Here is a 14735-nt window from a genome sequence, read left to right on the forward strand (position 1 = left end):
ATTTGACGGGTTCCTCGAGGTCGCAACCGCAAGGGCGCATGCAGCGACGGAGGATGTCCATGGGTTACGTGAAACTGGCAATCCAGGGCGAAAGCCACCTCGGCATCGTCAACACCGACCAGATTACCTACATCACACAGGGCATCTATGGTGCCTCGATCCACTTCTCATCGGGCGAATACCTCGTGTGCGACGGGGACCTCGATGAAGTGGCCGAGAAGCTCTTCGGCACGGCGGAGCGTGTTAGCGAATATGTCCTTGCCAAGCCGCCGACGCCCTGAATGTCCTCGGTCTAGATCGAGACGAGCAAGGACGAAGGAGCGTCCTGCGGGCGAGCCAGTAGTGCTTCAAGCAGGGCGATAGTCACGTCACAGCGGTGTTGGTCTGTAAGATTGGCCAACGAAGCATTGATAGCGATAGGATCGAGACCCGTCGAACGTTGGACCGCGGCCATCGTCCAAGTAGGAAGGGCTCGCTGCGGCTCTGGATTGTCGACGCCTTTGGGCACAAAATCGATCGATGCAATCCATTCGCGAGCGATCGCCTGCTCTTCTGAAAGCGCGGCTTTGTCCAGCATAGGCACGCCATCGAAGTAGCTGTGTCCGGTGACTTCCCGACATGCGGTTCCGCCTTCCTCTCTCGCAGCTCGTAACCAAGAAAGCTGCAACCGGCTAAGCTGCAGCAATTCCGTCCTGGGCAGGAAGGCGCGGGAATTCATCATGGTAGAGCGCAGAAACGAACGTGCGTTTTCAAGATCAGTGTCGCCGTATTCGTCGCCGATGCCACTGATTAGCTCTTCGGCAAAAGCGGGATTTGCTCTCTTAAGGCGTTCATATGTGAAGCTTTCGCCAAAGAGAGCCGGCACTACCTCATCGACCCTCGCACCATTCCAGGTATAATCTTTCGAAACGACCCTCCTGCCATCGTCCTCGGGCTCATCGAAAAAATTCGTTACGACCCCAAGCAGTTTCATCAAAAGCAAGGCGACTAAAGCAAGGGTCACGATCCAGAGACGCCAAATTTCTAGACGACCGAAAAGACGCTCAATTCGACTCCCGTTGGCCGTCGGATGGGCCTCCGGCTCTTGGGGCTCTCCAACCGTTCCCGTAATCCCGCTTGCGGCAATCGACAGCGCAGCATCGCGCGCCTCATTCAATCGAGAAAAGCTGGTCGTCGATGTAGACAGCCCAAGACTTGTCACTTTCCTGGCATAGGCTTCGCGAATTGCCTGCGTGTCAGTTGTCGCGTCGATGCCGAGTTCGCGCCAAGGCCAAGGCCGCCGCCACAAACCCACCTTGGATCAGTGTCCCGCCTGCGGTCCGCGCTCGAGCCCACTCAGCGCCAATTGTTCGTCGATCTGGGCGACGAGGCGATCGAGGCCTGCCTGGCTCTCGCTCTCGGCGCGGGCGACGAGAACGTCTTGCGTGTTCGAGGCGCGCAGAAGCCACCAGCCATCGTCGGTGGTCACGCGGACACCGTCGGTAGTGTCCGCAACCGCATCGCTCGCAGCAATCCGGGCTGCGATTTCTCCGATGGCGGCGAACTTGCGCTCCTCGTCGACCTGGAAGCGCAGCTCGGGTGTGTTGACCATGGCCGGCATGGCGCCGCGCAGTTCGGTGACGCTCTGGCCCAGCCGCGCAGCCGCCGCAATCAGGCGAACGCCGGCGTAAAGCGCGTCGTCGAAACCGTAGTATTCGTCGGCAAAGAAGACGTGGCCGCTCATTTCCCCCGCCAAAGGTGAGGAAACTTCCTTCATTTTGGACTTAATTAGCGAGTGGCCTGTCTTCCACATCAGCGGGGTGCCGCCGCATTTCGCGACGTGGTCGAACAGGGCGCGGCTCGCCTTCACGTCGGCGATGATCGTGCCGCCGCTGCGTCGTTTCAGCAGGTCCTCGGCATAAATCATCAGCAGCTGGTCGCCCCAGATCACCCGCCCCTGGCCGTCGATCGCACCGATCCGGTCGCCGTCCCCGTCGAAGGCCACACCGAAATCGAGGGACTTTGCGGAGACGAGCGCACGCAAATCCTCAAGGTTTGCCTCGACAGTAGGATCGGGATGATGATTGGGAAAATTGCCGTCGACTTCAGTGTAGAGAAGGTGGTGCTCGCCGGGCAGCGCCGCGGTGAGCTTCTCGAGCGCGGGGCCCGCCGCGCCATTGCCCGCGTCCCAGCCGATCCGCATGGAGGACAGGACCGCAGGCTCGATCCCGTCGAGCGCGGACAGCATCTTGGCGACATAGGCGTCCATGACATCGCGGTCCTCGACGCTGCCATTTCCGTCCGCCCACTCGCCCGCCGCGCCGCGACGACCAAGTTCCTGGATGTCGGCGCCGAAAAACGGTCGGCCCTGAAACACCATCTTGAAGCCGTTGTAATTGGCGGGGTTGTGGCTGCCGGTTATCTGGATGCCGCCATCCACGTCCTCGGCTGAGGCTTCGGCATAGTAAAGCATCGGCGTCGGCCCCATGCCGACGCGCACGACGTCCATCCCCGAAGCGGTCAGCCCCTCGACCAGTGCGTGCTCGAGCATCGGCGAGGACACGCGCCCGTCGTAACCTACCGCGACGCGCTTGCCCCCTGCCTCGCCCAGCATCGTCCCGAAGCCGCGACCGATCGCGCGGGCATCGTCGGGGCCCAGCGTCTCGCCGATGATCCCGCGAATGTCGTATTCGCGAAGCACGGTGGGGTGGAAGGTGTGAGTCATCAATTCTGCTCCGGTGTCTCGTACGGCAGGTTCTCGACCAGCAGATCGCGGGCTGCGTTGAGTTCCTGCATCGCGGCGTTGGTGCCGCCCCTGTCGGGATGAATCATTGCGGTCATGCGACGGTGCGCCTCGCGAATTTCACGCGCATCCGCAGCGGCGCTCACCCCGAGCAGCTTGCGGGCCTTGAACAGCGCCTGCGAGCGGGTGTCGGGTGTGGAGAGGTATTCCCACGGCCATTTGCCGAAGATCCAGCGGCATGCGACCGATACCAGCACGGCAATGGCTATAAGGCGGGTCATGCGGCGGGTTACTCCGGCTGGACGGCAGTGTCTCCGGGCAGTCGTAAGCCTTTGACGAGCCCGCGCAACTCCTGTCGCGCGACGAGGTGGCTGGTGCCGAGGTCGCCCAGCTGCCCCTTGTCGAGCAAGGTCAGGCCCGAGGGGAAGAGCTCGCGGTAGATCACACGCTCCGACAATCCCCTGGCGATGCGGAAACCCACGCGCTTGGCCATCTCGTTCAACGCCTGTTCGATACGTGCCATGTTACGCGCTTCTGTGTGGCCGGTGCGGTTGCGAACGACCACCCAGTCCATCTGGCGCCGGTTCTGCTCGATACTCGCGCGGCTGCGCTTGAGGCGCGCTTCCCAGATGAGCTCGGCATAGAAGGACAGTTTCTTGACCTTGAAACTCTCGCCCTCGACCTGGCCGATGAGATCGAAGTCGACGAAGCTGTCGTTCATCGGGGTCACCAGAGTGTCAGATGTCGTCGCAGCATGGCGCGCGAGGGGGTCGTCACGACCAGGCGTATCGATGACCACGAAATCCGCTCCGGCCGCCTTGTCGGCGATGAATGCCTCGAAACCAGCTTCGTCCATTCCCTCGACCACGTGACATTCCACCGTGGGCAGGTCGATGCCGCGGCGCTTCATTGTGTCCGCGCGGTTCTCGAAATAGCGGCACATGGTTTGCTGGCGGTGATCGAGGTCGAACGCCACCACTCGTGCGCCGCGAAATGCGAGCGCAACGGCAACATGCACTGCAGTGGTGGACTTGCCCGTACCGCCCTTTTCGTTGGCGAAGACGATACGGTGGGGAGCGGCGGTCATTGAAGGGTCCATGCTGTATTCTGTTGCACGGCTCCTATCCAAGCACGCCATCTGCCGCAACGCGCGGTCCGGCAAGGCGGGTGACAATTCCACTGTCGCGGTTTCTCTGGCCAGCGCACGCCCCGCCTCCTATGCGTCGGCCCGAAGCGGACTTGGGAGAGCGACGCTGATTACCGTTACGAAGCTGGACGAATTGCGCCGCGAGACAGACGCGCTGAAAGGATCGGGTACACTCGCCCTCGTCCCGACGATGGGCGCACTGCACGAAGGCCATCTGACCTTGGTGCGTGAGGCGCGCGGAAAGTCTGACCACGTCGCGGTTTCGATCTTCGTCAATCCACGCCAGTTCGGTGCAGGCGAGGACCTCGATTCGTATCCACGACAGCTTGAGCGCGACGCCGAGTTGCTCGCACGTGAGGGCGTGGCCCTGCTTTGGGCACCGACACCGGGAGAGGTCTATCCCGAGGGCTATGCCACCAGCATCTCGGTCAGCGGAGTAAGCGAGGGTCTGTGCGGAGCTGCCCGGCCGGGCCACTTCGACGGTGTTGCCACCGTCGTGTGCAAACTGTTCAACGAGGTCCGGCCCGACATGGCATTCTTCGGCGAGAAGGACTGGCAGCAGTTGGCCGTCATCCGGCGCATGGCGCGCGACCTCGACCTCACACTCCCTCATGCCGATGCCATCCATGGAGTTGGGATCGTGCGCGAACCCGATGGTCTCGCGATGTCGAGCCGAAACGCTTATCTGTCGCAGGAGCAGCGCGTGCAGGCGGCAGGCCTTTCCGCCGCCATGCGCGAGGCAATCGCACGGATCGCCAAGGGCGCCGACGCAGGGGAAGCGATTGCAGACCTCAAGGCCGCCATCATCGCCGCGGGCTTCGAGGCAGTCGATTATGCCGAGCTTCGCGATGCCGATTCAATTGCTCCGCTGTCGAGCCCGAATGGGAATGCTCGCCTGTTTGTCGCAGCCCGGATCGGGGGCACGCGTCTCATCGACAATATGGCGGTGTGAGAGCGTCCCCATTTCATGGGAATTGCCTCGTGTTAACGTTTCCGCCAGAGCGACTGCACGTCGAAGCTGGCTGGCTACGCCGGCCCTTCGGAGTCGCAATGATCGGGCGCGATGCGCGGAAGCGTTTCGCGCCCGATTTGCGTCTGGAACGCTGGAAAATGGTGGAGCGGGTAAGGGGAATCGAACCCCTCTAGCTAGCTTGGAAGGCTAGTGCATTACCACTATGCTATACCCGCTCGGCGAGACCCTTGAGGCACCCGCGGACTAGCGCGCCAATGCCATTGCAGCAGGCGCATCGTCAACCGCTCATCTCAACCACCGGAAATCTATTCCTCGGTTGGTTCGGCCAGGGTTTCGGCCAGCGTCGGTTCCTCTACCACCGGCTTGGGATCCGGGCTTCCAATGTGGATATCGACGCGCCGGTTGGCGGCACGCCCTCTTTCGTTGGGCGAGCCATCGGGCAGGGCGTTGGGCGCCACCGGGTTCTGTTCGCCGAAGCCGATCACGGTGATACGCGATTCGGCGATGCCGTTCTCGACCAGGAAGGCCTTCACCGCCTCGGCGCGCTCGATCGAGGCCTTCATGTTGCTTGCATCGCTACCACCCGAATCGCTGTGACCGCGAAGGATGATGGGCCAGTCCATCGCCGCCTGCGGCGACTGGGCGACCGTGGCGATGTCTGCGCGCGCCTGCTCGTCCAGCTCGACGCCCTCCTCGAACCGGACTGTCGTGTCGAGCGGCGCAGGCGCAACCGCTTCTGCACCGCCGATCGGCTCGACCTGAAATTCGGGGCGGAAGATCGACTTGCCAGTTCCCGATGCTGTCGCTTCCGGTTCGGGTGCGGGATCACGATCGCCGCACGATACGACCATCGTTGCAAGTAGGGTGACGGCAATGGCCGCTGTTGTGCTGGCTCGACGCGAAGTCATGCGTTCTCTCCTGCGGGACGTTGCTTCTGCTTCTTGCTCGCACGCTTCGCAGCAACCTCGCCGGGTGTGCGTCGCTGCGGCGGGGAGAAGCTGACGATGGTGTCGCCGGCACGCGGTTCGGGATGCGCGGCGTGGGTAAAGAAGCGGATCGTGCCGTCGCGCCGGACCAGCAGCAACATGTTCGCGGCATCGGGCAGTCGCTGTTGCGCCGCTTCGAACCCGAATTCGTCGGACAGCTTGGTCTTGCGGAAGACCCAACCCTGGGCCTGGCGCTCGTTGACGTCCTCGACACCGAAACCGGATTCGAACAGGGCCCTGCCGCGAATGCTGTTGGGAAGCGTGTGCCGATCCCTGTCGTCGACCGATTCGCCCAGCTGGAAGACCCGGTCCCGCCCGATCTCGTAGGCGAACTCGTTGCAGACGAGCGCATTGTAGGCTTCGTTCTCGGTCGCCGCGACGAGGACCGAATAGGGCGTCAGGTCGAGATTGTGCTCGGTCGCCTCGTTGAGAATCTCGCCGTGATAGAACGGCAGTCCTTTCTGGCGTGCAGGGGCCAGACGTTGCCAGCTCGAATCGACGACCATGACCGGCGTCTCCATTTCGCGCAGCATGTCCGCGAGCGCATTCGTCCAGGGCGTGCTGCCGACGATGATCATGCCTGGACGGTTGCTGCCCTTTATCTTGAGCATGCGGGCGACAAGGTCGATGGTGAAACCGTGCGCCACGATGGTTGCGACAACCACGGCAAAGCTAAGCCCGATGAGCGCGCGGCCGTCGAAGCCGATGTCGGCAAGGCGCAAGGCAAAGAGGCCGGATATTGCAACGAGGACGATACCTCTGGGGGCGATCCAGGCGAGGAACAGGCGCTCGTTCCACGGGACCGAACTACCGAGCAACGACAGCAGGATCGTCGCCGGGCGCACCACGAAGAGCAGGGCGAGCAGGAAGAGCCCGAAGCTCCAGTTGAGATAGGCGAGGTCGGCGAATTCGAGGCTCGCAGAAAGCAGGATGAAGAGCCCCGAGATGAGCAGGACGGCCACGTTCTGCTTGAACGGGTGGATGCTGCGGAGCGACTGGACGTTCATGTTCGCGAGCGCGATGCCCATCACGGTCACTGCGACAAGTCCGGCCTCGTGCTCGATGGTGTTGGAGAAGACGAAAACGACGATGACCGTCGTCAGCAGCACGGGCACCTTGAGGTATTCGGGCACGGCTCCGCGCGGGAAGGACCAAGCGATCGCCGCCGCCGCAACATAGCCGATGATGCCTGCAATGATCGCGGCGAGGATCAGCGGCGGAACTACCTCGAAAAGACCGGCATCGGGGAATTCGGCGATGCGGCGGAAGTATTCATAGGCCACGACGGCGCAGAGTGCCCCGAGCGGGTCGTTGACGATGGCCTCCCATTTGAGGATCGCCGCCGGACGGGGCTGGACCGAGGATTGGCGCAGCAGCGGCATGACCACCGTTGGTCCGGTTACGACAAGGATGCCTGCAAACAGGATTGCCACCGGCCATTCCAGCCCGCCGATCGAGTGGGCCGCGAGCGAGCCGAACAACCAGCCGAGCGGGACGCCGAAAATAACGAGGCGCCATACGCCATCGCCTGCATGGCGAAGTTCGCGGAAATCGAGGCTGAGACCGCCTTCGAACAGGATCAGCGCAACGCCGATGGCGACCATCGGTTCGAGCAGGTCACCAAAAGCGTGTTCGGGACTGAACAGACCAAGGATAGGACCGGCGAGAAAGCCTGCCGCAAGCATCAGCACGATCGCGGGCCAACCGGTGCGCCACGCAAGCCATTGTGCCCCGATGCCGAGCATGCCGACCATTGCGATGACGAGTGTCTGTTCCATTAGCCCCTTGGATCGCCCGCGCCCGATCCCGCGAGCGCCCTATTCCCCCAACGCACGACCGGGGCGATTTTTCCCGACAGCGCGTGTCAGTCGCCCTCAAACTCCATCAGCGCGTGGACTTCGACCCCATTCGCACGCAGCAGGTTCCCACCGCCGAGATCGGGAAGGTCGATCACGAAGGCCGCCAGCGCCACCTCCGCCCCGGCCTGGCGCAGCAGCTTTGTCGCGGCAGACGCGGTGCCACCGGTAGCGAGCAGGTCATCGACGATGGCGACGGGTTGCCCATTGGTTACCGCACTCGGATCCATCTCGAGCCGGTCCAGGCCATATTCGAGTTCGTAATCCACGCCGATCGTGTCGCATGGCAGTTTGCCCGGCTTGCGGATCGGGAGGAACGGCAGGCCGAGGCGTGCGGCAACCGCCGCCCCGAATATGAACCCGCGCGCCTCCATTCCAGCGATAGCCGACGCACCCGCGACCCTTTCACCCAGCCACTCGACCGTGGCTGCAAACCCTTCTCCGTGACCGATCAGCGTGGTGATATCGCGGAACTGGATGCCGGTCTTGGGAAAGTCGGGAATGGTACGCACGAGCGCCTTGAGTTCGGCGGGGGTCAAATCGCGTCTCCCGGAAAAGGAAGCGCCCCTCGCATCCCGAAGGATGGAGGGGCGCTATTTGTTTGCTTGGAAAGCAGGATCAGCCGCGCTTCTTGGGCTTCACCGCCGCCCAGATCTGCTGCTTCGACAGGTAGGCAAGAACTGTCGCGAAGAGCAGGAAGATCAGCACCGGCCAACCGGTCTGCTTGCGCTTCACCAGCGAAGGTTCGGCAGTCCAGGTGAGGAAGGCCGAGACGTCCTTCGCCATCTGCTCAACCGAGGCGTCGGTGCCGTCGTCATAGGTGACCGCGCCAGCCGAAAGCGGTGGGGCCATGGCCAGGCCGAGGTTGGCGAAATACGGGTTATAGTGGCCGGTCGGTGAAAGCGCGAAGTCGGGGAATTCCTTCTTCAGCTCTGCCGGGATCTCCTGATAACCGGTCAGCAGCGAGGTGACGTAGTTCGAGCCGTCATGGCGCGCCTTGGTGATCAGCGAAAGATCGGGCGGAATGGCGTTGTTGTTGGCCGCAGCCGCAGCAACCGCATTCGGGAACGGCGACGGGAAGTAGTCGGTCGGCAGGCCGGGACGCGTGGTCGCTTCTCCGGTTGCCGGATCGACACCGGGGACCTGCTTCGAAGCAGCGAATGCCTTAACCTGGCTCTCGTCATAGCCGATCGCTTCGAGGTCGCGGAACGAGACGAACTTCAGGCTGTGGCAGGCCGAGCAGACTTCGTTGTAGACCTTGAAGCCGCGCTGCAGCTGCTGGACGTCCCACTTGCCGAACGGCCCGTCGAACGACCAGGCGTACTTGTTCGGATGCTTGTGAAACTCGTGCTCTGCCGTGGCAGGCTTGAGTTCGCCTTCCTGGATGACAGCGGCGGCGCCGGTCACGAAGGCCCACAGGACGGCTACCGTGAAGCCGATGCCGACGAGGATAGCTACGAGGCGGATGCTGAGGAGTTTGCTCATTATCTCAAGTCTCTCTTTCTCGCTCAGACCGCCGGCTTGGCGTTTTCGCCAAGCACAGCCTTGTCGTCAGAGCCGAGAACGGCTTCGGTTATCGAATAGGGCAGCGGTTCCGGCGTTTCGATCTGCGAGATGATCGGCAGGATCACCAGGAAGTGCAGGAAGTAGTACGCCGTCGCGATCTGGCTGAGCATGACATAGGGCTCTTCGGCCGCGGCGCCGCCGCAGTAGAACAACACCGCCATGGTCGGGATAAGGCCGAACCAGAAGAACTTGCGGAACAACGGGCGGTAGTGGCCGCTGCGCACCGGCGACTTGTCGAGCCAGGGCAGGAAGAACCACATGAGAATCGCGCTGAACATGGCGAGCACGCCCATCAGTTTCGCCGGGATGAAGAAGAAGTCCGCGGTGAAGGCGCGCAGGATCGCGTAGAAAGGCCAGAAGTACCATTCGGGAACGATGTGCGCCGGGGTCGAAAGCGGGTTCGCCTCGATGTAGTTGTCCGGGTGGCCGAGGTAGTTCGGCAGGAAGAACACCAGCGCGAAATACAGCAGCAATGCGACGCCGAGGCCGAAGCCGTCCTTCGCGGTGTAGTACGGGTGGAACGGGATCGTGTCCGATTCCTGCTTCACTTCCACGCCGGTCGGGTTCGACGAGCCGGGGATGTGCAGCGCCCAGATGTGCAGGATCACGACGCCTGCAATCACGAAGGGCAGCAGGAAGTGGAGGCTGAAGAAGCGGTTGAGCGCGGCGTTGTCGGGCGCATAGCCGCCGAGCAGCCAGACCTGGATAGGCTCGCCCACCAGCGGGATCGCGCCAAACAGGCCGGTGATCACCTTGGCGCCCCAGAAGCTCATCTGGCCCCAGGGGAGGACGTAACCCATGAAGGCGGTGGCCATCATGAGCAGGAAGATCACGACGCCGAGCAGCCAGATCATCTCGCGCGGGGCCTTGTACGAGGAATAGTAGAAGCCACGGAAGATGTGCAGGTATACGACGATGAAGAAGAAGCTGGCGCCGTTGGCGTGCGCATAGCGCATCAGCCAGCCCCAGTTGACGTCGCGCATGATGTGCTCGGTCGTCGCAAAGGCGACCTGCGCGTTGGCGGCATAATGCATCGCCAGGACCACGCCGGTGACGATCTGCAACACCAGGAAGAAACCGGCGAGGACGCCGAAATTCCAGAAGTAGCTGAGATTGCGCGGAACTGGGTAGCCGGCGCCGATGGCGTTATAGACCAGCCGCGGCAGGGGCAGCTTCTCGTCCATGAACTTCATGAACGGAGTGGTCGGGGTGTATTCCTTGGCCCAGGGAAAGCTCATGGTCTCTTCTCTTCTCTAAGCTCAGCCGACCTGGATGACGGTGTCGGAGGTGAACTCGTATTCCGGCACTTCGAGGTTCTTCGGTGCAGGACCCTTACGGATGCGGCCGGCGGTGTCGTAGTGCGAACCGTGGCACGGGCAGAAATAGCCGCCAAACTCGCCCTTCACCTCGCCCTCGGCAGCGCCGAGCGGGACGCAGCCCAAGTGGGTGCAGACGCCCATGGTGATGAGCATGTCCTTGTGGCCTTCCTTGGTCCGCTCTTCCAGCGTCTGCGGGTCGCGCAGGCTGCTGGTGGCGACCGCTTCGGCAGCGGAAATTTCGGCCGGGGTAAGGCGGCGGACGAACAGCGGCTGCTTGCGGAACACCGCCTTGATCGCCTGACCCGGCTGGATCGCCGACACGTCGACCTCGGTCGAGCTCGCGGCCAGCACGTCCTTGGAAGGCGCCATCTGGCTGACCAGCGGATAGACAACCGCGAGGCCGCCGATTCCGGCAGCGCTCACGGCTGCAATATCGAGAAAGTCGCGGCGGCGGATGCCGTCGTCGGTCACGCCTGCCGTTTCGGGAGTTGCGGTTGCAGCGGTGTCTGCCATCAGCGCGTTGCCTTGCCTGCCTGTTACCTGCGCCCCCGCCCGAGGACCGGGCGCGACGCTTTGTGCGATTACCAGTCCGGAGCCGGGACCGATTGCCGCCCTGCCATCTATGCAGAATGCGCGAAAGCCCCCGGTTACCCGGTTTGGTCCGGGCCTCTAGCGGCTATGCGACAGGTTGCCAACAGCCATTTTGGCCCCTTCCACCGCGTTCGCATCGTTACTGCGGCAGGGCAATCACACTGACTTGCCGTCCACCTGTATCCTCTCCTCGGTGGGTAGCCCTGCGGAAGGAGTAGAATCGGCCGAGATCGGCATAGGTGTCGAGCGCAAGGTCCTCTACCGCACCAACGCCTGCGCGTTGCAGGCGGTGGACGACATAAGCGGGCAGGTCGAACTGCCAGTGGCCCTCGCGCCCCTCGTGGAAGAAACGGGCATCGCCCTCCTCGAATTGTCGGCGGAAGCCGTCATCGACCTCGTAGCTTGCCAGCGCAATCGTCGGCCCCACCGCAGCGCGGATCCGGTCGGCGCGCGCGCCCAGCGCCTCCATCGCGGCAACGGTCGCCTCGAGGACGCCCCCATGCGCCCCGCGCCATCCCGCGTGTGCCGCCCCGACGACCTGCGCCGAAGGATCGTGGAGCAGGACGGGCGCGCAATCGGCAGTCACGATCGACAGGACGAGGCCGGGGCGAGCCGTTACCAGCGCATCGGCCTCCGGAGGGATCTCCCACGGCTCGACCACCGTCATGACGTCCGGCGAGTGCACCTGCTTGGCCCTGACGAGTTCAGCGCCGGGCAGCACGTCATCCGCTTCCAGCCCTTCGCGGGTCGAGAACCCGTGCGGAACCCCGCCGAGCAGGGCAGAGCGGATGATCTCAGCCAAGCGAACGGGTGACCTGTTCGAACGTGTCGCGAGACAGTTTCGGGGCGGCGGCGATTCGCTCCAGCTGTTCGCGCATCATCGCCGCGCGCTTGGGTTCGATCCTCCGCCAGCGACCGAGCGGTGGAACGAAACGCGCCGCGGTCTGCGGATTGATCGGATCGAGCTCGAGAATGAGGTCGGCGATCATCCGGTAACCCTCGCCATCGGGCGAATGGAAATGGTGCGGCGTGCCGGCGAAGGCCATGTAAAGCGACCGCACGCGGTTGGGGTTCTTGAGCGTGAAATCCGGATGCTCGCGCAGCGCCTTGACGTGCTCAATGGCATTGGGGTGGAGCGAGGACGCCTGGAGCGAAAACCACTTGTCGATCACCAGCGCATTGCCTTCGTAGCGGTTGTAGAAGTCGAGCAATCGCCCGGTACGCTCCGCACTGTCGATGCCGGTAAGGACCATTAGCGCGCCCTGGCGATCGGTCATGTTGTCGGCATTGTCGTACTGGTGCGCGGCCAGTTCGACCGCCTTGGCCGGATCGCTGGCGGCAGCGAAGGCGAGGACCAGCGTCTTGACCTTGCGCGCTCCGCGCGAGGCGAGGTCGAGCGAATAAGGTGCCTTTTCCGCCCGGTCGTAGAGGGCGTGGAATTCGTCCCGCAGTTCCTTGCCCAGGAAAGCTTTCAGGGCCTCGCGCTCCTCGTGGATGCGGGTCGGATCGGCAACCAGCATCTGTTCTGCAAGATAGGACTGGCTGGGCAGCGTCATCAGTTCGCCGCGCATCAGGTCGTCGAGCGATTCGTCGACCAGCACCGCGCCCATTGCCCGTGCGATGTCGGCCTGTGCCGCAATACGCTCGTTCTCGCCGAGTTCGCCCGAGACAGCAGCGACGAGGTGGCCACCCATCAGTTCCTGCATCGCTTCGTAGCGGGCGAAGGGGTCATCGTCCTTGGCGGCGAGGAAGACGAGGTCTTCACGCGGCGCGCTGCGCTCAATGGTGATAGGGGCGGAGAAGGTACGGTTGATCGACAGCACCGGTGCCTCTGCGAAGCCGTCGAAGGCGAATGTATCCTCGGCCTTGTCGAGTACCACCAGTTCCTCGCCACGATGCGTGCCGCTGGCACGGTCGAACAGCGCGATCTTGAGCGGGATCGGCATCGGCCGCTTGCTGTCCTGCCCCGGCGTCGGCGGGACATGCTGTTTCAGCGTCAGCTTTGCAGTCTCGCCCGAATGGTCGAGCTTTGCGGTTACCTTGGGCGTGCCGGCCTGCGAGTACCACAGGCGGAACTGCTCGAGGTCGAGGCCCGCACCATCCTCGATCGACTTGACGAAATCCTCGCAAGTCGCGGCCTCACCGTCATGGCGATCGAAATAGAGGTCGGTCCCGGCGCGGAAGCGCTCCTCGCCCGCCATGGTCCGCATCATTCGGATGACCTCGGCGCCCTTGTTGTAGACGGTGGCGGTATAGAAGTTGTTGATCTCGCTGTACGAATCCGGACGGATCGGGTGGGCGAGCGGCCCCGAATCCTCGGGGAACTGGACTCCACGCAGGACGCGCACGTCCTCGATCCGCTTCACTGGTGCGCTGCCCATGTCTTGGCTGAACAGCTGGTCGCGCAGCACGGTGAAGCCTTCCTTGAGGGAAAGCTGGAACCAGTCTCGGCAGGTGATGCGGTTGCCCGACCAGTTATGGAAGTATTCGTGGCCGATGACCCCCTCGATCCCGTCATAGTCGCCGTCGGTGGCGGTTTCGGGGTCGGCAAGGACGTATTTCGTGTTGAAGACGTTGAGGCCCTTGTTCTCCATCGCGCCCATGTTGAAGTCGCTGACAGCGACGATGTTGAACAGGTCGAGGTCGTATTCGCGACCGAAGGTTTCCTCGTCCCATTTCATCGAGCGCTTGAGGCTTTCCATGGCGTGCTCGGTGCGTTCGAGATCGCCGTCGCGCACCCACACGTTCAGTTCGACCTTGCGCCCGTTCATGGTGGTGAAGCTGTCGCTGCGCGCGACGAGGTCTCCGGCGACGAGTGCGAACAGATAGGACGGCTTGGGCCAGGGGTCGTGCCACTCGGCCCAGTGATTCTCGCCTTGCTCGCCCGTCGCCGTGCGATTGCCGTTGCACAGCAGGATCGGGAACTGCGCCTTCGGCCCGCTCATCCGCACCGTATAGGTCGAGAGCACGTCGGGCCGGTCGGGGAAGAAGGTGATGCGGCGGAAGCCCTCGGCCTCGCACTGGGTGCAGAGCATGCCGTTCGAGGCATACAGCCCCATCAGCTGCGAATTTGCCGCCGGCGAAATTTCGGTGACGATGCGCAAGGCATGGTTGTCGCCCGGGAGCGTGACGACGAGATCGTCGCCATCCATCATATACCCTTCGCATGTCTCGCCGTCGCACTGCAGTTCCCTGACCGTCAGGCCATCGCCATTGAGACGGATCGTCGGCGTACGTTCGGCGGCGGTATTGCGCTCCACCTTGAGCGTCGCGACAACGCGAGTCAGCTCGAGGCCGAGTTCGAATTCGATCTGCACTTCGGGCACCACCCAGCCGAAGGGCGTGTAATCCTCGCGCTTGATGATCGCGGGCTTGTGCGGTTCGGTCGCGGCATCGGCCATCTCGGGGTTGCCATCGGGGGTTGCGGGGGTGCGGGCGATATCCATGGAATTCCTGTCGTGAAGTGCGGCGCTTGCTCTGTCATTCAATACAACGCCCGTCGAGCCTTCGCGTTCACTTGTCGTGCAGATGGCTGCGCTCGATTGACAGATTCCCGCGATCGTCGCAGCGATGCG

The 14735-nt window shown here is 63.1% G+C and carries 14 protein-coding genes and 1 tRNA gene; 2 read left to right on the top strand and 13 right to left on the bottom strand.

Features of this window, described 5'->3' with window-relative positions:
* The first annotated feature begins 59 nt into the window (after window positions 1-59).
* Window positions 60-281 carry a hypothetical protein gene (locus tag IRL76_RS12240; RefSeq protein ID WP_200981606.1) on the top strand — a complete coding sequence of 74 codons (222 nt, stop codon included), beginning with the start codon at window positions 60-62 and terminating at the stop codon, window positions 279-281.
* 11 nt (window positions 282-292) lie between these two features.
* Here IRL76_RS12240 and IRL76_RS12245 read toward each other — a convergent pair whose 3' ends face one another.
* The 4 genes from IRL76_RS12245 to IRL76_RS12260 are packed head-to-tail and all read right to left on the bottom strand — an operon-like array spanning window position 293 to window position 3809.
* Window positions 293-1294: a hypothetical protein gene (locus tag IRL76_RS12245; RefSeq protein ID WP_200981607.1), complete on the bottom strand. Its 1002-nt coding sequence runs from the start codon at window positions 1292-1294 to the stop codon at window positions 293-295.
* A 6-nt stretch (window positions 1295-1300) separates the two neighbouring features.
* The gene (gene pgmG / locus IRL76_RS12250; RefSeq protein WP_200981608.1) at window positions 1301-2704 is read right to left on the bottom strand and encodes a phosphoglucomutase/phosphomannomutase PgmG; all 1404 of its coding nucleotides are present in this window, start codon (window positions 2702-2704) and stop codon (window positions 1301-1303) included.
* Window positions 2704-3003, bottom strand: a complete 300-nt coding sequence (locus IRL76_RS12255; RefSeq protein ID WP_200981609.1) for a J domain-containing protein — start codon at window positions 3001-3003, stop codon at window positions 2704-2706. The genes pgmG and IRL76_RS12255 overlap by 1 nt, the downstream gene beginning before the upstream one ends.
* A gap of 8 nt (window positions 3004-3011) precedes the next feature.
* On the bottom strand, window positions 3012-3809 hold the full coding sequence (locus IRL76_RS12260; RefSeq protein ID WP_200981610.1) for a division plane positioning ATPase MipZ: 798 nt from the start codon (window positions 3807-3809) through the stop codon (window positions 3012-3014).
* 166 nt (window positions 3810-3975) lie between these two features.
* Here IRL76_RS12260 and panC point away from each other — a divergent pair, with 166 nt between their 5' ends.
* On the top strand, window positions 3976-4821 hold the full coding sequence (gene panC, locus IRL76_RS12265) for a pantoate--beta-alanine ligase (protein ID WP_246450096.1): 846 nt from the start codon (window positions 3976-3978) through the stop codon (window positions 4819-4821).
* Between the two features lie 162 nt (window positions 4822-4983).
* Here panC and IRL76_RS12270 read toward each other — a convergent pair.
* From IRL76_RS12270 to pepN, 9 genes are all read right to left on the bottom strand, one after another.
* A tRNA-Gly gene (locus IRL76_RS12270) sits at window positions 4984-5057 on the bottom strand.
* Between the two features lie 90 nt (window positions 5058-5147).
* Window positions 5148-5750: an OmpA family protein gene (locus IRL76_RS12275; protein ID WP_200981612.1), complete on the bottom strand. Its 603-nt coding sequence runs from the start codon at window positions 5748-5750 to the stop codon at window positions 5148-5150.
* Window positions 5747-7606: a cation:proton antiporter gene (locus IRL76_RS12280; RefSeq protein WP_200981613.1), complete on the bottom strand. Its 1860-nt coding sequence runs from the start codon at window positions 7604-7606 to the stop codon at window positions 5747-5749. The genes IRL76_RS12275 and IRL76_RS12280 overlap by 4 nt, the downstream gene beginning before the upstream one ends.
* Window positions 7607-7692: 86 nt before the next feature.
* Window positions 7693-8223: an adenine phosphoribosyltransferase gene (locus IRL76_RS12285; protein WP_200981614.1), complete on the bottom strand. Its 531-nt coding sequence runs from the start codon at window positions 8221-8223 to the stop codon at window positions 7693-7695.
* 79 nt (window positions 8224-8302) lie between these two features.
* Window positions 8303-9169 (bottom strand): cytochrome c1, encoded by an 867-nt coding sequence (locus tag IRL76_RS12290; RefSeq protein WP_200981615.1) that lies wholly within the window; start codon window positions 9167-9169, stop codon window positions 8303-8305.
* A 23-nt stretch (window positions 9170-9192) separates the two neighbouring features.
* A complete protein-coding gene (locus tag IRL76_RS12295; RefSeq protein ID WP_200981616.1) occupies window positions 9193-10488 on the bottom strand; it encodes a cytochrome b in 1296 nt (431 codons plus the stop codon).
* A gap of 21 nt (window positions 10489-10509) precedes the next feature.
* Window positions 10510-11082, bottom strand: coding sequence for a ubiquinol-cytochrome c reductase iron-sulfur subunit (gene petA / locus IRL76_RS12300; protein ID WP_200981617.1), 573 nt, complete (start codon window positions 11080-11082; stop codon window positions 10510-10512).
* A gap of 217 nt (window positions 11083-11299) precedes the next feature.
* Window positions 11300-11962, bottom strand: a complete 663-nt coding sequence (pgeF, locus tag IRL76_RS12305) for a peptidoglycan editing factor PgeF (RefSeq protein ID WP_200981618.1) — start codon at window positions 11960-11962, stop codon at window positions 11300-11302.
* The gene (gene pepN / locus IRL76_RS12310; RefSeq protein ID WP_200981619.1) at window positions 11955-14606 is read right to left on the bottom strand and encodes an aminopeptidase N; all 2652 of its coding nucleotides are present in this window, start codon (window positions 14604-14606) and stop codon (window positions 11955-11957) included. Before pepN ends, pgeF begins: the two co-directional genes overlap by 8 nt.
* Window positions 14607-14735 lie beyond the last annotated feature (129 nt).

It is taken from the genome of Qipengyuania soli (assembly GCF_015529805.1).
GTDB lineage: Bacteria > Pseudomonadota > Alphaproteobacteria > Sphingomonadales > Sphingomonadaceae > Qipengyuania > Qipengyuania soli.

Excerpts from the sequence above, each read along its gene's own strand:
- IRL76_RS12290 (WP_200981615.1), bottom strand. The coding sequence starts at position 9,169 with ATGAGCAAACTCCTCAGCATCCGCCTCGTAGCTATCCTCGTCGGCATC.
- IRL76_RS12280 (WP_200981613.1), bottom strand. The coding sequence starts at position 7,606 with ATGGAACAGACACTCGTCATCGCAATGGTCGGCATGCTCGGCATCGGG.
- IRL76_RS12240 (WP_200981606.1), top strand. The coding sequence starts at position 60 with ATGGGTTACGTGAAACTGGCAATCCAGGGCGAAAGCCACCTCGGCATC.
- IRL76_RS12295 (WP_200981616.1), bottom strand. The coding sequence starts at position 10,488 with ATGAGCTTTCCCTGGGCCAAGGAATACACCCCGACCACTCCGTTCATG.
- pepN (WP_200981619.1), bottom strand. The coding sequence starts at position 14,606 with ATGGATATCGCCCGCACCCCCGCAACCCCCGATGGCAACCCCGAGATG.
- pgmG (WP_200981608.1), bottom strand. The coding sequence starts at position 2,704 with ATGACTCACACCTTCCACCCCACCGTGCTTCGCGAATACGACATTCGC.
- IRL76_RS12260 (WP_200981610.1), bottom strand. The coding sequence starts at position 3,809 with ATGACCGCCGCTCCCCACCGTATCGTCTTCGCCAACGAAAAGGGCGGT.
- IRL76_RS12275 (WP_200981612.1), bottom strand. The coding sequence starts at position 5,750 with ATGACTTCGCGTCGAGCCAGCACAACAGCGGCCATTGCCGTCACCCTA.
- petA (WP_200981617.1), bottom strand. The coding sequence starts at position 11,082 with ATGGCAGACACCGCTGCAACCGCAACTCCCGAAACGGCAGGCGTGACC.
- IRL76_RS12255 (WP_200981609.1), bottom strand. The coding sequence starts at position 3,003 with ATGACCCGCCTTATAGCCATTGCCGTGCTGGTATCGGTCGCATGCCGC.